Origin of the sequence: Rhodococcus sp. PBTS 1 (genome assembly GCF_001620025.1) — a bacterium.
Lineage (GTDB): Bacteria > Actinomycetota > Actinomycetes > Mycobacteriales > Mycobacteriaceae > Rhodococcoides > Rhodococcoides kroppenstedtii.
On record NZ_CP015219.1, the window covers coordinates 590,488 to 610,099 of the forward strand.

Annotated in this window: 21 protein-coding genes; 14 read left to right on the plus strand and 7 right to left on the minus strand. The window is 70.7% G+C overall.

The features are described 5' to 3' along the window. Positions 1 to 34: 34 nt before the first annotated feature. Complete coding sequence (locus A3Q40_RS02680) at positions 35 to 1,330, minus strand: helix-turn-helix domain-containing protein (RefSeq protein ID WP_157889476.1); 1,296 nt, start codon at positions 1,328 to 1,330, stop codon at positions 35 to 37. Positions 1,331 to 1,480: 150 nt separating this feature from the next. On the opposite strand from A3Q40_RS02680, the gene A3Q40_RS02685 reads away from it, so the two are divergent. The 5 genes from A3Q40_RS02685 (at position 1,481) to A3Q40_RS02705 (ending at position 6,483) form a co-directional block, all read left to right on the plus strand. Next, entirely contained in the window at positions 1,481 to 2,284 is an 804-nt protein-coding gene (locus A3Q40_RS02685; protein WP_068099681.1) for an ABC transporter ATP-binding protein, read from the plus strand. Positions 2,285 to 2,405: 121 nt separating this feature from the next. Continuing rightward, positions 2,406 to 3,047: an ABC transporter ATP-binding protein gene (locus tag A3Q40_RS02690; protein WP_082834054.1), complete on the plus strand. Its 642-nt coding sequence runs from the start codon at positions 2,406 to 2,408 to the stop codon at positions 3,045 to 3,047. 64 nt (positions 3,048 to 3,111) lie between these two features. After that, a complete protein-coding gene (locus A3Q40_RS02695) occupies positions 3,112 to 3,990 on the plus strand; it encodes a branched-chain amino acid ABC transporter permease (RefSeq protein WP_068099682.1) in 879 nt (292 codons plus the stop codon). 1 nt (position 3,991) lies between these two features. Beyond that, entirely contained in the window at positions 3,992 to 5,128 is a 1,137-nt protein-coding gene (locus tag A3Q40_RS02700; protein ID WP_068099683.1) for a branched-chain amino acid ABC transporter permease, read from the plus strand. After that, positions 5,125 to 6,483, plus strand: a complete 1,359-nt coding sequence (locus A3Q40_RS02705) for an ABC transporter substrate-binding protein (protein WP_068099684.1) — start codon at positions 5,125 to 5,127, stop codon at positions 6,481 to 6,483. The genes A3Q40_RS02700 and A3Q40_RS02705 overlap by 4 nt, the downstream gene beginning before the upstream one ends. A 61-nt stretch (positions 6,484 to 6,544) precedes the next feature. Here the strand turns inward: A3Q40_RS02705 and A3Q40_RS02710 are convergent, their stop codons facing one another. Continuing rightward, complete coding sequence (locus A3Q40_RS02710) at positions 6,545 to 7,684, minus strand: hypothetical protein (RefSeq protein ID WP_068099685.1); 1,140 nt, start codon at positions 7,682 to 7,684, stop codon at positions 6,545 to 6,547. 174 nt (positions 7,685 to 7,858) lie between these two features. On the opposite strand from A3Q40_RS02710, the gene A3Q40_RS02715 reads away from it, so the two are divergent. From A3Q40_RS02715 to A3Q40_RS02735, 5 genes are all read left to right on the plus strand, one after another. Then, on the plus strand, positions 7,859 to 8,569 hold the full coding sequence (locus A3Q40_RS02715; RefSeq protein WP_068099686.1) for a CsbD family protein: 711 nt from the start codon (positions 7,859 to 7,861) through the stop codon (positions 8,567 to 8,569). A 219-nt stretch (positions 8,570 to 8,788) separates the two neighbouring features. Beyond that, on the plus strand, positions 8,789 to 9,082 hold the full coding sequence (locus A3Q40_RS02720; RefSeq protein ID WP_068099687.1) for a WXG100 family type VII secretion target: 294 nt from the start codon (positions 8,789 to 8,791) through the stop codon (positions 9,080 to 9,082). Continuing rightward, positions 9,079 to 9,372, plus strand: a complete 294-nt coding sequence (locus A3Q40_RS02725; protein ID WP_068099688.1) for a WXG100 family type VII secretion target — start codon at positions 9,079 to 9,081, stop codon at positions 9,370 to 9,372. The genes A3Q40_RS02720 and A3Q40_RS02725 overlap by 4 nt, the downstream gene beginning before the upstream one ends. Continuing rightward, positions 9,372 to 10,637, plus strand: a complete 1,266-nt coding sequence (locus tag A3Q40_RS02730; RefSeq protein ID WP_068099689.1) for a WXG100-like domain-containing protein — start codon at positions 9,372 to 9,374, stop codon at positions 10,635 to 10,637. Before A3Q40_RS02725 ends, A3Q40_RS02730 begins: the two co-directional genes overlap by 1 nt. After that, positions 10,634 to 10,873, plus strand: a complete 240-nt coding sequence (locus tag A3Q40_RS02735; RefSeq protein ID WP_068099690.1) for a hypothetical protein — start codon at positions 10,634 to 10,636, stop codon at positions 10,871 to 10,873. Before A3Q40_RS02730 ends, A3Q40_RS02735 begins: the two co-directional genes overlap by 4 nt. Before the next feature lie 4 nt (positions 10,874 to 10,877). Here A3Q40_RS02735 and A3Q40_RS02740 read toward each other — a convergent pair whose 3' ends face one another. Next, the gene (locus A3Q40_RS02740; RefSeq protein ID WP_068099691.1) at positions 10,878 to 11,369 is read right to left on the minus strand and encodes a hypothetical protein; all 492 of its coding nucleotides are present in this window, start codon (positions 11,367 to 11,369) and stop codon (positions 10,878 to 10,880) included. A 95-nt stretch (positions 11,370 to 11,464) separates the two neighbouring features. On the opposite strand from A3Q40_RS02740, the gene A3Q40_RS02745 reads away from it, so the two are divergent. Continuing rightward, positions 11,465 to 11,920: an EVE domain-containing protein gene (locus A3Q40_RS02745; RefSeq protein ID WP_068099692.1), complete on the plus strand. Its 456-nt coding sequence runs from the start codon at positions 11,465 to 11,467 to the stop codon at positions 11,918 to 11,920. Between the two features lie 108 nt (positions 11,921 to 12,028). Then, positions 12,029 to 13,141 carry a hypothetical protein gene (locus A3Q40_RS02750; RefSeq protein WP_139203955.1) on the plus strand — a complete coding sequence of 371 codons (1,113 nt, stop codon included), beginning with the start codon at positions 12,029 to 12,031 and terminating at the stop codon, positions 13,139 to 13,141. 87 nt (positions 13,142 to 13,228) lie between these two features. Here A3Q40_RS02750 and A3Q40_RS20710 read toward each other — a convergent pair whose 3' ends face one another. Both A3Q40_RS20710 and A3Q40_RS02760 read right to left on the minus strand, forming a co-directional pair. After that, entirely contained in the window at positions 13,229 to 13,801 is a 573-nt protein-coding gene (locus A3Q40_RS20710) for an excalibur calcium-binding domain-containing protein (protein ID WP_068099694.1), read from the minus strand. A 204-nt stretch (positions 13,802 to 14,005) separates the two neighbouring features. Further along, positions 14,006 to 15,319 carry an MmgE/PrpD family protein gene (locus A3Q40_RS02760; RefSeq protein ID WP_068099695.1) on the minus strand — a complete coding sequence of 438 codons (1,314 nt, stop codon included), beginning with the start codon at positions 15,317 to 15,319 and terminating at the stop codon, positions 14,006 to 14,008. Positions 15,320 to 15,500: 181 nt separating this feature from the next. On the opposite strand from A3Q40_RS02760, the gene A3Q40_RS02765 reads away from it, so the two are divergent. Together A3Q40_RS02765 and A3Q40_RS02770 are read left to right on the plus strand one after the other, a co-directional pair. Next, positions 15,501 to 16,313, plus strand: coding sequence for a cyclase family protein (locus A3Q40_RS02765; RefSeq protein ID WP_068099696.1), 813 nt, complete (start codon positions 15,501 to 15,503; stop codon positions 16,311 to 16,313). Next, positions 16,310 to 17,725, plus strand: a complete 1,416-nt coding sequence (locus tag A3Q40_RS02770; RefSeq protein WP_068099697.1) for an MmgE/PrpD family protein — start codon at positions 16,310 to 16,312, stop codon at positions 17,723 to 17,725. Before A3Q40_RS02765 ends, A3Q40_RS02770 begins: the two co-directional genes overlap by 4 nt. Positions 17,726 to 17,760: 35 nt before the next feature. Here the strand turns inward: A3Q40_RS02770 and A3Q40_RS02775 are convergent, their stop codons facing one another. Together A3Q40_RS02775 and A3Q40_RS02780 are read right to left on the minus strand one after the other, a co-directional pair. Beyond that, complete coding sequence (locus A3Q40_RS02775) at positions 17,761 to 18,591, minus strand: HpcH/HpaI aldolase/citrate lyase family protein (protein WP_068099698.1); 831 nt, start codon at positions 18,589 to 18,591, stop codon at positions 17,761 to 17,763. Further along, positions 18,588 to 19,379 (minus strand): IclR family transcriptional regulator, encoded by a 792-nt coding sequence (locus tag A3Q40_RS02780; protein WP_068104999.1) that lies wholly within the window; start codon positions 19,377 to 19,379, stop codon positions 18,588 to 18,590. Before A3Q40_RS02780 ends, A3Q40_RS02775 begins: the two co-directional genes overlap by 4 nt. Positions 19,380 to 19,612: the final 233 nt, after the last annotated feature.

Consider the following 19,612-nt stretch of genomic DNA (forward strand, 5'->3'; position numbering starts at 1 on the left):
CGACGCAGCGAGGACCCGAACGGTTCCCCGCGGGTCAGGCCCGCGAGTCGGCGGCGCCCACCGCATCCGACCAGTGGCCCGACCGCACCAGGGCGAGGGTGAGGATCAGGCGGTCGTCGGGGTCGGCCGTACTGCGGCCGGTCAGGTCCTCCACCTGCCGCATCCGGTAGATGACGGTGTTGCGATGGCAGTAGAGCAGTTTGGCCGCGTTGGTGGGGGAACCGTCGGCCACGAGCACGTGCGCGAGCGTGCGCAGCAGCGTGTCCCGGGTGGCCGCGGGTTGGTGCACCAGGTCGCCGAAGGCGTGCCCTTCGATCAGATCGCCGATCTCGTCGTCGGCGGAGACGACGATGGCGGGTAGTCGGTCGGTGGCGACGACGGCGAGGCGGTCGCCGGTCGCGACGGTCGCGGCGGCGCGGGCCGCGGTGCGATACGCGGAGGCGAACGACGCCAACCCGTCGGCGGACGACGCGATGCCCACCGGTCCTGTCGCCCGCGGTGCGACGGCGTCGGCCACGGCGGACGTGCCACCGGGTCCGAGCCCGAGAAGACCGAACTGCACGCCGTCGCGCACGTGCCAGTACGACGACGTGGTCACGTGGTCGACCGTGTCCTCGGGTGCGGCGAGCGGCGGCTCGCCCAGGTCGGACACCGCGCCGACGGCGCAGGCGATCGCCTGAGATGTCGCGAGCCCCAGCGTCGCTCGGGCGTCGGCGGCGAACTGCGGGTCCGCGCCGCGCCCGTCGCGCAGGCCGTCGAGCACCGAGAGGATCTTCGACAGGTCGCGTTGCTGCATGCGTGCGGTCTCGCGACGGTACGCGTCCACCAGGATGGTGTTCTGGGTGTCGAGTGCTTGCCAGAGTCGTTGTCCCGCAACCAGAAGAAGACGCGCCTCGAGCAACGACGGTTTCTCGGCGACGGCCGCGGCCAGTTCCTCCCACAGCGTTCGGGACCCGAGGGTGTAGGCCTTGAGCACCAGCTCCATCGGGATGCCCTGGCGTGCGCGCTCGCGCCCCGTGCGCCGCCACACGTCCGTCGTCGCCTCGGGTGAGTCCGGCATGCCGCTCAGGCGACGGAGCCCGAGCCGGATGTGTTCGCGCGTGCTGGAGCGAACGATGGACGGGATGTCCGAGCCGGCCGCCATGTATTCCGGATCCTGCTCGAAGAGCGCCAGGGTGATCGAGTCCGCGAGGGCGTCGGACTCGGGAAGCAGGGTCGCCCAGGCACGTCGCACCGCGTCGCGTTCGTCCGGCGACAGTCGCGCGAGCACACCCGTGGCGCGGGCACGGGCGCGGCCGACGTCACCTCGTCCGTGCGTCGGCGAGCCCATGGGCAGAGCTTTGCGCACCGCGCCCGGAGAACGGGGCGAAATGACCGAAAACAGTGCCCGCGAACCCATCAGATTTGTGCGCTCCGCCCATATCCACACCTGTGCGCAGCGTCCATAGTGAGTGCCACCCGAACTGTGAGGTGGACCACTGTGCCGCTGACCGATCCATCACCCACCACGACCGATTCCGTCTTCGCCCTGACCGACGTCACCGTCGAATTCGGCGGTATCACCGCCCTGTCCGGTGTCGGACTGACGGTCGGCTCCGGCGAGATCCTCGGGGTGATCGGGCCCAACGGCGCCGGCAAGACCACGCTGTTCAACGTGGCGTGCGGGCTGGTGCGGCCGCAGGCGGGCTCGGTGGTCCGCAGCGGTGAGCCGATCGCCCGCCTTCGGCCGAAGGACCTGCCCCAACTGGGCATGAGCCGGACCCTGCAGGGCCTCGGGCTGTTCGACCGGATGTCCGTCCTGGACAACGTGATGGTCGGCGCGGACCACCTCTCCACCACGGGGGTCGTGGGTGCCCTCCTGGGCCTGCGATCGGCGGGGCGGGACACCGCGGGGCTCCGGGACCGCGCACTGGGTGTGCTCGTCGAACTCGGCATCGATCGCCATGCGTCGCGATATCCACCCAGCCTGCCGTACGCGGTCCGCAAGAAGGTCGCACTCGCTCGCGCTCTCGTGTCGGAGCCGACCCTGCTGTTGCTCGACGAACCCGCGTCGGGATTGTCCGACGCGGAGATGGACGACCTCGCCGCGACGATGCGGTCGTTGACGACGCGCATGTCGATCCTGCTGGTCGAGCACCACATGGATCTGGTCATGAGCGTCTGCGACCACCTGGTGGTGCTCGACTTCGGCAAGGTCATCGCCCGCGGAACCCCCGACCTGGTCCGTCGGGACCCCGCGGTGCTCGCCGCGTACCTGGGAGACGAGGTGGAACGTGAAGGCTGACAGGGGCAGTACTGGTGCGGGCGGGGCCGGGAGGGGCGCCGCTGCGACGGATACGGCGGCGCTGACGATCCACGATCTTACCGTTCGGTACGGCGCGGTCACGGCGTTGGACTCGGTGTCGATGACCGTGCCCGCCGGCGCCGTGACGGCGGTGCTCGGGGCCAACGGAGCCGGCAAGACCACGTTGCTGCGCACCGTGTCCGCCGTGCAGAGCCCGGTGTCCGGGAGCATCACGATGGGCGATCACGACCTGATCGGTGCCGGGGCCGAGAGCATGTCCCGCCGTGGACTGTCCCACGTCCCGGAGGGGCGCGGGGTGATCGTCGAACTCACGGTCGAGGAGAATCTCAGGCTGGGTCTGTTGGGCCGCAACACCTCTCGCCCTCGCATGGACATCGGCCGCGTCTGGGACATGTTCCCGCCGCTCGCCCAACGGCGGCAGGCAACGGCGCACACGCTCTCCGGCGGTGAGCGCCAGATGCTCGTGATCGCACGAGCGCTCCTGGCCACCCCCTCGGTCCTACTGCTGGACGAGCCGTCCCTGGGCTTGGCTCCCCGCGTGGTCGCGCAGATCTTCCGGCAACTCCGTGATGCAGTGGACACCGACGGACTCACGGTCGTGCTGGTCGAACAGAACGCCCGCAGTGCGCTGTCCATCGCCGAGCACGCGGTGGTGCTCTCGCTCGGCCGCGTCGTGCGCGAGGGCCCGGCCGCGGACCTGCAGGGCGACACGGAGCTGCGCCACGCCTATCTCGGCTTCTGATCCGCGGGAACGCATTCCGGACCTCCCGGCCACGACGGCCCTCCCGATCTCGAAAGGCCATGCGGTGCAGCAACTTCTCACCATCGTCATCAACGGCATCACCAACGGGATGATCTACGCCGCGTTCGCCCTGGCGTTGGTGCTCATCTGGCGGTCCACCCGCATCGTCAACTTCGCGCAAGCGCCGATGGCGATGATCACCACGTACGTCGCCCTGACCGTCATCGACGCCGGCTACTCGTACTGGATCGGGTTCGGCGTGGCGCTCCTGTCGGGCCTTCTCCTGGGCGCCCTGGTCGAACGGCTGATCATCCGGTACGTCGACAGTGCGTCGCACATCAATCCGGTGATTCTCACCCTCGGGTTGTTCATCGTGATCCACGCCGTCGCGGCGCTGGTGTTCGGCAACCAGTTCCGCTCGTTCCCGGCACCGTTCGGACTCGACGGGCAACGCATCGGGTCCGTCGACGTCGCGCTCACGGGGAACGACGTCTACACCGTCGTCGCGGTGCTGGTCGTGCTCGCCGCGCTGGTGGCCCTGTTCCGCTTCACCGACCTGGGCCTCACGATGCGCGCCAGCGCGTTCTCCCAGGAGGTCTCGCGCCTGTTGGGGGTGCGGGTCGGTCGCATGCTGACCCTCGGATGGGCTCTGGCCGCGGCCGTGGGATCGGTGGCGGGCCTGCTCATCGCGGGCGGGTCGCTGGTCCACCCCGGCTACATGGATTCGGTGGTGGTGTTCGGTTTCGTCGCCGCGGTGCTCGGCGGTCTCGACAGTCCCGTCGGAGCGGTCGTGGGGGGACTGCTCATGGGGGTCGGACTGTCCGCGGTGAGCGGATACGTCGGCCAGGACCTGGTGTCGTTCGCCGCCCTGGTGATCCTGATCGTCGTTCTGCTGTTGCGCCCCAACGGATTGTTCGCCGCCGCCTCGGCCAGGAGGGTCTGACATGAGCGCACCCACCCGATCCCGCCCGTCGTCGTCGCCGACGCAGACCTCGCGGTTCGGCCGCCTCGTCGCCACCCCGGTGCGGCGGCGTCTGCTCGGTGCTCTGGTGGCCGTCGTGGTGATCGTCCTCGTCCTCGAGAGCGTGAGTACCTTCCGCCAGAGTCAACTCACCTCGGTCGCGTATCTGGCGGTCGCGGCCGGGGGCCTGACCGTGCTCACCGGCCTCAACGGACAGTTGTCGCTCGGGCACGGGGCGTTCATGGCCATCGGGGCCTACACCGCCGCACTGCTGTTGCGCGCGAACGCATCCGGATGGTCCGTACCGCTGGTGCTGCTGGCGGCGACCGTCACGGCCGGCGTCGTCGGAATCGTCGTCGGTCTGGCCGCGGCGCGACTGCACGGGCCGTATCTCGCCGGCGCGACTCTCGCCCTGGCGGTGGCCGTACCCGGTCTGGCGCTGTACTTCTCGGAGTACCTGGGCGGCGAACAGGGACTGATCGTGCCCTCCCCGGACGTGCCGCGTGCGCTGGACGACATCGCGTACTTCGTCACCGGGAACGAACTCACCTCCACCAAGTTCGTCGCCTACGTGGCCTGGTTCCTCCTCGTCCTGGTGTTCTTCTTCCTCGCCAACCTCTCGGTCGGCCGCGTCGGTCGGCAGTGGCGCGCGGTGCGTGACGACGACGTCGCGGCGGAGATCGCGGGAATCGACCTCGCGCGCAGCAGGATTCTGGCGTTCGTCGTCAGCGCCGCGTGCGCCGGTGCGGCCGGGGCGGTGATGGCGATGGCGTCGAGGATCGCCGCGCCCAGTGGGTTCACGCTGGTGCTGTCGCTGACGTTGCTCTCGGCGGTGGTCATCGGTGGGTTGGGCACCCTCAGCGGTGCGTTGCTCGGCGCGGCGTTGCTGACGTACATCCCGCCCGTGGTCACCAACCTCGGCCTCGACGGCGGACTGACCAGCCTGCAGGCGGCCGAACTGGCGCCGCTGGTGACGGGCGTCTTCACCGTCCTGGTGATCCTCTTCGCTCCGCTCGGGCTGGTCGGCACCGTGCGGATGCGCTACCTGCGGTACCGGTCGACCACCGCTGCTCGGGACCTGAACGACTCGAACGATCCGGAGAAGGAAGGGACGCGATGACATACCAGACGCACTCGAGGAGAACGGGTCCGCGGCGCTTGGCTCTGCGGTCCACGGCACTCGCGGCGGCCGCGCTGCTGGCGGTGTCCTGCGGGGCCGGCGGCCGCGAGGAGGGCGAGACCTCGTCGGAGGGATCCACCGTCGGTATCACCGACACGACGGTCAAGATCGGCGCCCACTATCCGCTGACCGGTGTGGCCGCGCCGGGGTACAGCGAGATCCCCACCGGCGCCAAGGCCTACTTCGATTTCGTCAACGCCGCCGGCGGGGTGAACGGTCGACAGATCGAGTACGTGGTGCGCGACGATTCCTACGACCCCACCACGACGACGCAGGTGGTCAACGAGCTCGTTCTCCAGGACGAGGTGTTCGCGATGGTCGGCGGATTGGGCACGGCGACGCACAGCGCGGTGATCGACTTCCTCAACGAGGAGGGCGTGCCGGACCTCTTCGTCTCCTCGGGCGCGATCATGTGGGGCAACGATCCCGAGAAGTACCCCAATACCTTCGGATGGCAGCCGGATTACCAGGTGGAGGGGAAGATCATCGGGGACTGGGTCCTCGAGAATCGGCCCGACGCGAAGGTCGGCCTGTTCCTCCAGGACGACGATCTGGGCCGCGACAGCGAGGAGGCGGTTCGCCAGTACCTCGGCGATCGGATCGTCGGCGTCGCGCGCTACACGTCCGGCAACACCGACGTCGCACCGCAGATCGCGCAGTTGCAGGCGTCCGGTGCGGACCTGGTGCTCGGGTTCAACGTTCCGTCGTACACGGCCCTGAGTCAGTTGGTCTCGCGTCGACTGAACTACACGCCCGAGTGGTTCTACTCGTCGATCGGGTCCGACGTCGATCTCGTCGGCTCCCTGCTGGGCCGGTTCTCGCAGGGCGCGGTGACCGACGGCGCGTCGTCGTTGGAGAACATCCTGTCGCTGCAGTACATCGACGGCACGGACGACCAGGAGAGTCCCTGGACCCAGCTCTGGCAGCGCGTGTGGGAGCAGAACGGAACCGGGGAGCCGTTGACGAACTACCGCATCTACGGCATGAGTCACGCCTACGCGTTCGTTCAGGCGCTGCAGGCCGCCGGGGAGAACCCGACCCGCGAATCGATCGTCAGCGCCCTGCAGTCGGAGGGCAAGTCCTTCCAGGGGCCGCAGCTGGCGCCCTTCCGCTACTCGCCCGAGAGTCATCTCGGCATCTCCGGAGCCAACGTCTACCGCATCCGAGGAGGCGTGCCGGAGAACCTGACGCCGGTGCTCGTGACCGACATCGGTGACGCACCCGTCGAGGAGTACACCGGCGAGCGGGCGACGCCGCCGGAGAACGGAATTCCCGACACACCGCCGGCAGGCTGAGGCGGCGGCGGCCCGGTGACCCGACACCGGGCCGCCGCTCTCGACCAGCGGTTCGTCCAGGTTACCGGGCGGACGGGGTGTCGGTGTCGGCATCGGTGTGGGTGGCGCTGTCGCCGTTGCCGAACAGGTCCGCGTCGGCCAGACCGTCCCGGACCGCGTGGCACAGTTGCGGCGGCACCAGCACCACCTCGCCGTCGACCAGCAGCCCGTCGTCGACGAGGGATTTCAGTCGTGCCGTCACCAGTTCGGCGGTCCGCCGATCCTCGCCCTCGAGGCTCTCGTAGTCCTCGTCGAGGTTGCCTTCCGGCGGATCCGGCGTCATGGCCGCCAGCACGGTCTGGGCCACGAACGACGCGGCGACGGACGCCGAGACGTCGACCTCCGGCCCTGCGGAGAGTTGCGTGCTCACGTACCCCGCCACGGCGGCCCGCAACGCCAGGACGTCGCGCGCGGTGAAGGGGCCGGCCTGCGGTCCGGGTGCGGCCACGCCGTTCGAGGTCGTGATCAGTCCGCCGAGGAGAGCCCCGAACCAGAGATCGGCGATCTCGGGGACGTCCGCGGGTGCCTGGAACGTCGACGTCGGCACGGACACCCGCAGGGCGTTGGCGACTGTCGCCGCGTCGACCGTCTCGCCGGCGGCGGACCACGCGATCAGGGCGTCCCACCGCGCGATCATGGGCAGGTCGGCCAGGGCCGCCGCTTCCTCGTCGGCGGGTACGTCCGGCAGGGTCACGTCGTCCACCGTGAGGGTGTCCGGCATGGAGTCGACGAAGGACGTCAGGTCCTCCATGCAGTGCTCGAAATCGGCGTCGGTGCCGCTCCAGAGATCGGTCTCGTCGAGGAACGCGAGATACGTGAGGGAGGAGAACACCAGGTGCAGCGCCGCGTCGTCGGCCTCGTCCGTGTCCTGTGCCAGCACGGATTCGGCGGCGTCGAGGACGAGATGCGCGTCGTCCGGCTCCCAGCCGGTGGCGGTGAACTGCGGCCGGACGCGCGTGAGTTCGCGGAGGAGGGATTCGACGACCCGCACCGTCGCCTGCGGGTCGGTCTCGGGATCGTCGAGGCCCTCGAGCCAGTCGGAGAATCGGCCGAGCGTCTTGTCGACGGTCGACGGTGTCGGCGCGCCGGCCCGTCGGCGACGGCGAGCGGCGGACTTGGCGGCGCGCTTCTGCCCGCGGGACGACGGTCGCTGGGAACCCATGGCATCCGACCTTACGGTCCGGGGCAGGCGCGGACGACCACGCCGGGGCCCCCTGTGGAGCGTCTCCACTGTGACGTAGATCATGTGACGGCGGCGTGCGCTTCCTCGTTCTCCGTACGACTGACCTCAGACACCGAGCGCGCCCGGACCGGGCGGCGCCGAAAGGAGCGGATCATGGCCGATTTCGTCGACAAGGCACAGAGCAAGGCCGAAGAGGCCGCAGGCGCTGCGAAGAAGAAGGTCGGCGAGGCGACCGGCGACGACAGCCTGCGCACCGAGGGCGCGGCTCAGCAGAGCAAGGCCGACGGCAAGCAGGCCGCCCAGAAGGCCGGCGACGCGGCGAAGGACGCGGCCGGTGCCGCGCAGGACAAGGCCGAGGACGTTGCCGAGAAGGCCGGTGACGTCGCGAACAAGGCCGAGAAGAAGGCCGATCAGGCCGCCGGCGCGGCGCAGGACAAGGCGTCCGACGTCGCCGACAAGGCCGAGGGCGCTGCCTCCGACGCGGCCGACAAGGCCGAGGACGCCGTGTCGAATGCCGCGGACAAGGTCAAGCAGTCCGACGCTCCCGACGCCGTCAAGAAGGCCGCGGACACCGCCCAGGACGCTGCGTCGCAGGTGGCGGGCAAGGCCAAGCATGCTGCCGACGAACTCGCCGGCGCGGTGAAGAACTACGACGCCGACGCCAAGGACGTCGCCAAGGCCGGCGCGGTCAGCGCCCCGGTGATCGCCGCCGTCGTGGGTGCGGTCGTCGCGCTCGTCGTGGTCCGTCGCCGTCGCAACGATCCCCGACGCGTCGCCGAGCGTCGCCTGAAGAAGGCGCGCAAGAACGCGCAGAGCTTCGGCCACGATCTGGCCGAGACGGTGAAGCAGGCGCGCACGCGCTGATCCCGTCACCTGTCGACGCGACCGCCGACGCGGGAACCGAGAGGGCGAGGGGGCTGCGTCGGGTCGCGGAGGGAGGACAGTACGACGAGCGGGGCGGGCACATCCAACCGATGTGCCCGCCCCGCTTCGTCGTGGTCGTTCCCCTCGAGGCTGCACGGAACCGATCGCTCCCCGGCGTCGTCCAATCCCCCGACGAGCCGCAACGATCGGGGGAGCGACATGGACCACGTCGACGTCGGGGTGGAGGAACTCCGCGCCGCGAGCAGAGCGATCGCGGAGACCGCGGGCGCATGGGGGTCGGAACTGGCCGACGCAGCGGCCACCGTGCGGTCCGGGACCGTGGGGTGGCAGGGCGCCGCGGCCGCGGCCTTCGCCGCCGGGTGGGAGCAGGTGGACACCGGCGCCCGGCGGGTCGTGGTCGCTCTCGGTGAGCAGGCCCGACTGCTCGAGACCGCCGCCGGCGGCTACGAGCACGAGGACAACACGGCCGCGACGCGTCTGGCCCTGACGTGAGCGCGTTCCGGGTCGAGTTGGACCCGCTGATGGAGGTCGTGTCCCGGCTGCAGGCCGTGGCCGAGAGTGCCGACCGCCGCCTCGCCGAGGTCGACGCTCGGGTGGCCCACCTCGGCTCCGCGTGGACGGGTGAGGCCGCGGCGGCGCATCGACGAGCCCACGACGCCGCCGTAGCCGGCGCCCGCGAGATGGCCGAGGGGCTCGCCGTCATGGCGGAGGCGGCGCGGTCCGCTCATGCGGCGTACTCGGCCGCGGTCACCGCGAATCTGCGCATGTTCGGGGCTCGCTGATGGCTCCGATCGTCGTCGACCTCGCGCCGGAGGCGCTCACTGCTGCTGCCCGCGCCCTGTACGACGAGGCGCACACCGTCTCGACCGCCGTGCGTCGTCAGTGGGTCCGCTCGTCGGACTGGGCCGGGATGGCGGGCAGCGACGAGGCCGGCGAGCGCTGGGGCACGGCGTACGACGAGGACGTCGACGCCTTCTCCCGCGCCGTGCGCACGGTGGTGTCGGCGCTGTCGTCGCTCGGCCTGCTGATCGAACAGTCGGCCGTCAACCATGCGACGGCGGACTCGATCGCGGCGTCCGCGACGCCGCCGGATCCGACATCCGGTCCGCCCGCCACCCTGGAAGACCTGGCCTTTTCCAGCGCGGTCGGGGACGCCGGGCCCGGCCTGCAGGGAGCGGTCGAGATCGCCGACGCCGTGGGCGTGCCGTGCCCCAACGGCGACACCGATCGGTTGCGCGCGGCGTCGGAGGCCTGGATCACCGTCGGCCGCGAGTTGCTCGACGTCCGCACCCGACTGCTCGGGGTGGCCGACGGCCTGCGTGAGTCCACGAGCCCCGAGATCGACGCCATGCAGGACGACGTGCGCCGTGTGCTGAATGCGGTCGAAGCGGCGGCCGGGGCCTGTTCGGGTCTCGCGGCCCTGTGCCGGGACTTCGCCGATCAGCTCGCCGACACGCGGTCGCAGATCCGCGATCTGATCGAGCAGTTCGCGCTCGAGGAAGCGGCGGCCGTCGCCGTCGGAATCGGGTTGGCGTTCGTCTCGGCCGGACTGTCCGCAGCCGCGGGTGCGGCGGTGGCGGCCGGACGATTCGCCCGCACCGCGTCCCGGGTCCGCGCCGTCGTGGCCGCACTCGGGGCCTTCGCGCGGATGCGCCGGAACGAGACCGCGATGGCCACCCTCGATCGCGTCGTCGACGACGTCGAGGAGGTGACCACCCGCATCCCGGTGCGCTGGGACGACGTCGTTCCTCGGGAGACGCCGCCCGTGGCGCCGGGATGGTCGTCGTCGCGGGCGCTCGACGACCACTTCGCCCGGCACGGCGCCGACGTCGGCGCCCGGACGGCTCGGGAGTACGCCGAGCTGGCGGCCCGATTCCGCGACGACCCGTCGCATCTGGTGAAGATCGGACCCGACGGCACGGTGCGGATGTACGACCCGGCGACGAACACCTTCGCCGCCTACACTCCCGACGGCATCACCAAGACCTTCTTCCGACCGGGGTCCGGTGCCGCCTACTGGGACCGTCAACCAGGAGTTCCTCGATGAGCGCGCATCTCTGCCCGGTCTGCCGCTACCCCGAGCTCGCGGAGCCGCCCCGAACGGACGCGGGTCCGTCGTACGAGGTGTGCCCGTCGTGTGGTTTCGAGTTCGGTGTGACCGACGACGATCTCGGCATCCCCGAGAGCGAGTGGCGACGGCGGTGGCTCGCGGAGGGCGCGCGCTGGCAGTCGTCGTCCCCGGCCCCGCCGGGATGGGACGGTGCGGCGCAAGCCCTCGGGTGAGCCGTCAGGGAAGCAGGTGCGAGTAGGCCGAGCATTCGGCCGCCACACCGATGTAGACCAGGCCGTCGGACTGCGCGTCGCTCCATCCGAGGGGTGCGGTGCGTCCCGACACGTCCTCGAGCACGTCGATGCCGGCGCGCCCGACGGCGAGGTCACGGCAGATGTCGGCGGCCGTGCGATCGATGAACCCGAGAGTCGCGGGGTCGGCGGGGTAGCCGACCGAGGTAAGGACCTGCGTCAGGGTGGTGTCCGGATCCGACACCGACGCAGCCGCGGGTGCGGCGATGTCGATCGCCGACGCCGTGATCGCCGAGGGTGCGGTGGGGGTCTCGACCGGGGCGGGCCGGTCGGCGGGCGCGACGTCGCTCGCCGCCACGGCAGACTGGGTGTCGACCACCGTGGGGAGGACGGCAGCGGGCAACGCGACCGCGGTGATGCCCGCAGCGGCCCACAGAACGCGTCGACGGGTGCTGGTCGGGCGGCGGTGAGCAGGCATGTCGAGTCTTCCGTGCGAGGGTCGGACGCTGACTTATACCCAAGATCCAGTGAAATGTTACGTCGATCTCACATCATGGAACGGAGGGCGCGCCGATGGCGGCGGTATCGCGCGCGAACCTGGGCGCCTGGCTGATCACGGTGAATCCGCGCCTGACGGACGTCGTCTCGATGATCGCGGCGGGGGACCTCGGCGGCGAGTGGTGCGTGGCGCCGAACTACCGGACGGCCCTGATGCAGCCCGGTGATCCGATCGTCGTGTGGGTGTCGGCCGGTGGTGGAGTCGGTCCGGGGCGTGGGGTCTGGGGTGTGGGGGAGGTGACGGGACGGCCCGGCGAGGGCACCGATCCCGCCGATCGGCGGCTGCACGTGCCCACGCGGATCACCGCGTTGCCCCGCCCGGTCACCGCGGACGAGTGCCGCGCGTCGGCGGACCTGGCCGGCCTCGAGGTGCTGCGGTCGCCGCAACAGTCCAACCCGTTGTTCCTGACCCGGCAGGAGTGGGCAGCGCTCGCTCCGAGGACGCCGAGAATGCCCGGATTGCCGTGGTAGCCAGTACCGTTCGGTTGGTACTCTTGTTTCTGAAGTGACTCGTGTTACGGATGTGACTCCAATGTTGGTCGGGTGCCGTCGTCGCACCCGTATCGGGTGGGAGTCACCATGGTCCGTACGGTCGTCACACGAATCCTTCTTCTGCTGGCGGTGATGCTCATGACGCTGACGGTCACGCCGGCGTCCGCCGCCAGTTCCTACGTCGGGCGGCAGGGAATCGGCCTCAACGGCATCGATTTCCGAGCCTCGTCGACGGTGCAACGTGCCCAAGCAGCCCGCATCGCCGGCACCGGCGCTGCCTGGGTGCGCATCGAGATCGACTGGTGGTGGGTGCAGGACGGCGGCCCGTCGTCGTACAACTGGGCGGGGCCCGACGGCGCCGTCGCCGCGGCGCGCGCCCGCGGCCTGAAAATTCTGCTGTTGATCCAGAAGACACCGCCCTGGGCGCGTACCACCGCCGACGGCAGCACACCCCCGACGGATCCCGCCGCCTACGCGCGCTTCGCCGCCACCACCGTCGCGCGCTACGCGCCGCAGGGAATCCGGGCGTTCGAGGTCTGGAACGAGCCGAACCTCTGGATGTTCTGGGCCGATCCCGTCACCGGCAAACCCAACGTCCAGGGGTACGTCGACCTGCTCCGCGCGGCCTATCCGGCCATGAAGGCGGCCACGCCGTACGCCATCACCGTCGTCGCCGCGGGCCTGTCGCCGTGGGGCACCACCGGTCAGTCACCCGAGGGGCACGCGATCGCGCCGCTCACCTATCTCGATCAGATGTACGACCTCGGGGCGGGTGGATCCTTCGACGCCCTGGGCTGGCATCCCTACACCGCACCCGCTCTGCCGAACGACGTCGCCGACTGGAACGCGTGGTCGCAGATGAGCATCGACTTCCGGAACCCCGACGGCTCGATCTACCAGAAGAGCGCGCGCACGATCATGACCGAGAACGGTGACGCCGGGAAGCTGATCGTGATGACCGAGGCCGGTGCCGCCACCGCGGGCGACCCCAGCCTCACCGAGCAGGCGCAGGCCACCGCCTACCGCCAAGCGGTCGACCTCCGCCTCTCCTACACCTGGGCCGGCCCGATCTTCTTCTACGAGACCACCGACCGCGCCCCCCTCACCACCGTGAACCCCGACAAGGAGAACTACTTCGGGGTCTACCGCAACGACGGGTCCGCCAAGCCCGCCGTCGCGGTGCTGCAGTCCGTCCGCTGACCCCCTGCCCGGTGCGCAGCGCACCTCACCGCGCGCATGCTGGAACCTGCGCGGATCCTGGTGCGCTGCGCACCGGAGCGGCGGGGATCAGCTCTCGCAGCCCACCCCGTCGCCGTCGCGGTCGAGGTGGGAGCCGTATCCGGGATCGCCGGCGTAGACGGGCGCTGCGCCCGCGGCTCGGGCCGCCGAGCAGTTCTTGTAGTAGGCCGACTTCTCCGCCGAGGCCTGAGCGGGCGCGACGTACGGCGCGGGTGCGGGTGCCGGCGCCACGAACGGCACCGGGGCAGGCACCGGCGCGGGAACGTAGGCGCGGTCGACGTCCGGATCCACGTACGGGGTCTGCACGGTCGGCGGCGGGGCGTAGACGGTGACGGTCTCGGTGGTGGGCGGGACGGTGGTGGTCGGCGTCGTGGTGGTCGCCCGCGTGGTGGTCGGTGTCGTGGTGCGGGTGGTGGTCGGCGCGGCGGTGGTCGGCGCGACCGTGGTGGTGATGGGTGCCTCGGTGCTCGCGGACACGGGCTCGGTCTCACCGCCCATGGCCATTCCGATCGCGGACAGGCCTACCAGGACGCCCGCGGCGATCCCGATCCGACCCTTCCGGCTCTTCTTCTTCGTGTCGACGACGGGCGGCTGAAACGGGGGCGGGTACGAACTGGGCATGACAACTCCGACTACAGGCGTGACAGGTCACAGCACACGTCGCCGGAAACGTGACGAGTGTTACGGACCGCCCGGTGCGGTGCGCAGCGCGCCTCACTGCGCGCATGCTGCAACGTGCGCAAGTCCGGGTGCGCTGCGCACCGCGGCCCGCGGCGGCCCGCTGCGCACCGCGGCTCGCTGCGGCACGAGACCCGAGCGCAAGCCTCACGGCAACCCCTGCAGCACCTCCACGACGTCCGCCGCCCCGGCCAGCCCGCCCACTACCCCGACGACCCGCCTCGCATCGGAGGCGCCGACCAGCCCGACGATCTTGGCGACGACGGCATCCCGGTCGAGCGGGAAGTGGTCGCTGTCGCCGACGGGGTTGGGTGCGCCCGCGGCGACCACCTCCCCGGAGCGCACCGTGAGCTCCACCTCGACGGCGCGACGGTCGGGGAGCAGCGCGGTCAGGTGGTCGGCCACCTCGACGTGAACCCGGTCCACCACCGACGTCGCGCGGACGAATGTGGCGCCGTCGGGGTCGAGGGTGTCGACGCCGATCTCGTCGGCGACCAGCGCCGCGGCGACGACGACGGGAAGCGAGAACATCGCCTGCAGACGATTCGTCGGGGTGCGCCCGAACAGTGGCTCGGCGAGCCCGTGAATGCGCACCCGCACGTCGGTGACGTCGTCGGCGGACAGGCCGCCGGTGCGGCGCAGGTGCTGAATCACGTCCACGGCGGCGTGGGTGTACGAGCAGCTGGCGTGGCGTTTGGCGTAGCCCCGGTCGATCGACAACACACCCGGCTCCACTGCGAGCCGGTCCGCGTGCAAGGTCCCGACCACCCCACCGAGCGTGGCCGACGCGATCCCGACGTTGTCCACCAGTCCGGCCTCGGCCAGCCGTGCGGCGTCGAGCCCGGCGCGAACGGCGTTGCCCATCCACAGGTTTCGGCCGAACTGCCCCTGCAGCACCACCTCCCACGGAGCGATCGAGACGAGGGACGTCGAGGCGTCCACCGCGGCGGCCGCGCGGTCGACACTCAGGCCCCACACGACGGCGGCGGCCATGGCCGCACCGGTCGCGCCCCAGTGGCCGTGGGTGTGCCAGCGCGGGTCGCGGTCGAGGGCGTGGCCGAACCGGGTGGCCACCTCGTAGCCGGCGACGACGGCGGTGAGAAACGTGGTCCCCGGGACCGGTTCGTCCGCGAGGCGTGCGGCGGCGACGGCGGCGGGAACGACGTGCGCTGCGGGGTGGCCCGCGGCGTACTTGTTGCCCTCGTCGAGTTCGAGGCAGCACGACGCCACCGCGTCGAGGAGGGCGACGGCCTCGGCGGAGCCAGTGGCCCCACCGCCGAGGGTGATCCAGCGCCCCGGTTCGCGACGGCGGGAGGCCACCAGGGCAGCGACCTCGGGCGTGCGCGCGCCGGCGAGGCCGACACCCCACAGGTCGATCAGCACGGTGTCGACCCGCGATGGCCCGCGGGTCTCGGCGGCGGCCAGGGCGTCGATCACCAGGGTGTGCACGGCGCCGCGCATTTGTTCCGCTGAGCGAAACGACGAACCAAGGGGCATGAATGCAGTGAACGCGACCGGACGAAGGTGGTCAACCCGCAAGCGCTGCCGCAATACGCCTGCTAGCGTCATCGTCACCAGGCGCGCACCGGTTCGGCATCATCGAGCTGGGTTCGCTCAGCGGAACGACACACAGGAGACGGGTATGGCGGACAGGCTTCTCGAGGCGGTCACGGCGGGGGTGCGGCACGTCGACCTCGGGCGTCAGCTGCGTGTCGGTATGCCGCAGTCGCCGAACCACCCGCAGTTCTGGCACACGCTGCCGCGCCGACACGGGGACATGGTGCGGGCGGACGGCGGCAGCGCCGCGAACGACATGATCACCACCGGAACGCACGTGGGTACCCACATCGACGCGCTCGCGCACGTCTCTCAGGACGGACGGCTTCACGGTGACGCCGACGCGACCGACTCCTGCATCGGCGGCAAGTACGTCGAGCACGGTGTGCACACGATCGCCCCGATGGTGTGTCGCGGTGTGCTGCTGGACGTTCCGGCCACCCTCGGGGTCGAGCGCCTCGACGGCGGATACGAGATCACGGTCGCCGATCTCGACGCGACGGTGGAACGTCAGGGTGCCGCCGTCGAACCGGGCGACGTCGTCCTGATCCGCAGTGGCTGGTCGCAGTTGTTCGAGCAGGGCCAGCCCTACGTGGGCGGTCCGTCGGGAGTGCCCGGGGTGAGCGAGGCGGGCGCACAGTGGTTGGCGGAGCGCCGCATTCACGCCGCAGGCGCCGACACCATCGCGTTCGAGCGGCTCGCGCCCGGCAAGGGGCACGGCCTGCTCCCGGCTCACCGCGTGCTGTTGGTCGAGAGCGGGATCTACATCATCGAGGCACTGGACCTCGAGCAGCTGGCCGCGGAGGCGATCCACGAGTTCACCTTCGTTCTGGTGCCGCTCAACATCTTCGGCGCCACCGGCTCACCGGTGCGTCCGCTCGCGGTGGTGTCTGCATGACCGACACCCTCGCCTACGCTCTCGCCCGGTTCGCCGACCGCACGACGTACGACGATCTGCCGACCGACGTCGTCGACAGCGTGGGGGTTCGTGTTCTCGACACCCTCGGCATCGCTGTCGCCGCAACGCAACTCGACACCAGCGCGGCGGCGGTCGCCTGGGCGCGTGAGGAGGGCGGGACGCCGGTGGCGTCCGCCGTCGGCGTGTCCGAGAACCTGTCGCCGGCGTTGGCGGCGTTCGTCAACGGCGTGCTCGCGCACTCCCTCGATTTCGACGACACCCATCTGCCCTCCGTGCTCCACCCGAGCGCGAGCGTGATCCCGGCGGCGCTCGCTGCCGCGCAGCAGCACGGCGCGAGCGGCCGAGACCTGGTGCGTGGCATCGCGCTCGGCCTCGAGGTGTGTGTGCGGCTGGGGATGGCCGGGTTCGATCCCGCGACCCGCAACTCCGTGTTCTTCGAGCACGGCCAGCACGCGACGTCGATCTGCGGAGCCATGGGCGGCGCCGTCGCCGCGGCCGTGATCGCGGGCGCCGACGCCGATCGGATCGTCGACACGCTCGGTATCGCGGCGTCGATGGCCGCCGGCATCATCGAGGCCAATCGCACGGGTGGCACGGTCAAGCGACTGCACTGCGGGTGGGCCGCGCACGCCGCGGTGTCGGCCGCGGGCCTCGCCCGCCACGGTCTGACCGGACCCCCGACCGTGCTGGAGGGCCGCTTCGGGTTCTTCCAGGCGTGGCTGCACGACGGCCCGCGAGCCGACGAGATCACCGAGGGTCTCGGCGAGAGCTGGGCCGCGCCGTCGTTGTTCGTCAAGCCCTACCCGGCCAACCACTTCACCCACGCGGCGGTCGACGCTGCGGCGGCGCTGCGTGCGCGGGGGATCGGGCCCGACGACGTCACTCGGCTCGAACTCGGCGTCCCGGCCGCCAATCTGCGCACCATCGGGGAACCCATCGAGGTCAAGCGCGCGCCCGAGACGGGCTACATGGCGCAGTTCTCCGGGCCGTACGCGGTGGCCGTCGGTCTGCTCGGCGGTGGGGGACTGGGCGCGTCGTTCGACGACTACTCGGACGAGAAGGCGACCTCCCCGGAGCGTCGGGCCATCATGGCGAAGGTCGACGTCGTCCCGAACAGCACGTGCGACAGCATCTTTCCGTACCAGTTCCCGGCGATTCTCACCGCTGAGTTGCAGGACGGCTCCACCGTCGTCGACGAGGTGCTCACCACGCGTGGCGGCCCCGAGCGTCCGCTGTCCTTCGAGGAGGTGACCGCGAAGTTCACCGCCAACGTGGGGTCGTTGCTCGACGCCGACACGGCGACGCAGTTCGCGGAGCGCTGCCGTGCCCTGGGCGATCTGGACAGTGCCGACACGCTGCTCGCGCCCCTGCGCGCCGTCGGGAAACGCTGAGGCCCGCCCTCGCGCGCCGTCGGGAGACGCTGACGTCAGGCCGGACGGTGCGCGCGGGCGAGGAGTTCTCTCGCCCCGCGCACCACGGCCTCGTCGACGAAGCGGCCGTCGTCGTCCACGGTCGGGCCACCCGCCGCGCGGTCGAAGAGGTCCACCAGCCGGCGGGCGACGTCGAGTTGGTCGTCGGACGGGGTGAGGGCGTCGTTGATGACCGGCACCTGTCCCGGGTGCACCGCGGTCCGCGCGCGAAAGCCGAGCTCGACGAAGGCCGCTGTCGTGCGGGCGAACTCGTCGAGATCGCGGAAGTTCGTCGACGTGGGGGCGATCGGGGCCGCGAGTCCCGCGGCGGCACAGCCGATCACGACGTCGAGACGTAGCGCGTCGACGACGTGCTGTGTGCCGGTACTCCGCGTGATGCGCAGATCCGCGAGCAGATCCACCTCGCCGATGCCGAAGGTCGCCACCCCGGGCACGGCTGCCAACCGGTCCAGGTGTCGCAGGGCGTAAGCGGTTTCGATCAGGCCCACCACCAGGGTGGCCGTCCCGCGGTCGGAGATCTCGTCGGCCGTGCGCTCGAGGCCGTCCTGCGAACACTTCGCGACGACGATGCCGGTGACGGACGGATGCACCGCGACGTCGAGATCGGCGTCGAGGAAATCGGGGCTGACGCGGACCCAGACCTGCGCCGTTCCGCCGGTGCGATCGTCGAGCCATGCCGCCACGTCGCGTCGGGCGGTCTCCTTGTGCTGCAGTGGAACCGCGTCCTCGAGGTCGAGGATGATCGCGTCGGCGGGACCGCTCGCGGCCTTGTCGAACAGTGCCGGTTTGACGGCGGGGACGTAAAGGAACGACCGTGCGTCGATCATGCCGGGCCCGCCAGTCCGCGCGTGATGTCCTCGGCCGCCGAGACCACCTGCGCCGCATGAGCGACGTGATCGTCGTCGGCGGTCGAGGAGTACCGGAACGCCGGTCCGGACGAGCTCACCGACCCGATCACGTGTCCTGCCGAGTCGAAGAAGGGGGCCGCGATGGACGCGGCGCCGGTGTTGCGTTCGTTGTTCGAGGTGCCGTAACCCAGCTCGCGGATACGATCCAGGGAGGTCAGGAACGCGTCGAGGTCGGCCTCGGGCCGGGTGACGCGCAGTTCCTGCGTCGCCTCGACGACGAAGTGTTCGGGCAGGAACGCGAGGATGGCCCGGCTCGAGGCACCGGAATGCAGCGGGTACTGCGGGCCGATCTCGACCACCATCTTCACTTCCTGCGGGCTCTCGTACTGGTCGAGGTAGACGCGTCGGTGACCGACCAGCACGGACAGGGTGGCAGTCTCCCTGGTCCGATCACGCAGGCGTCGCAGCACGGGGGCGGCGACGGTGCGCACGTCCAACTGGCTCCACGCCTTGGTGCCCAGGCCGATGGCGGCGGGGCCGAGGGAGTAGGTGGTGTCGCCGTGGACCGGTTGGACCAGAGCCCGGGACGCGAGCGACTGCAGGATCCGGTGCACCACAGCCTTGCTCAGCGACAGACGACGGGCCAGCTCGGACACACCGAGCGGCTTGTCGGACTGCGCGAAGGCGATCAACACGTCGGCGACTCGATCAGCCGATTCGGTACCGGCGGACTGCTCGGTGGTCGCGATCGGGGGAGAGACGGGCATGTACTCAACCTTCCACAGTCGGGCGGTGCAGGCCATGCAATCGGCAATCACCTGCGTTCCGCTGAGCGAACCATAGTCGTAACAAGAAAGTCATGGAAAGTCCTGTTCTCGGCCCAAACTGCGTGCAATACTCGACCGCAGTGCAACTCAATCACCGTCGAGTGGTGCGCTGAGCGGAACACCGATCGTGTCGTCACGGCCTGTCGGTCACCTCGGACTCGACGCCCCCATCG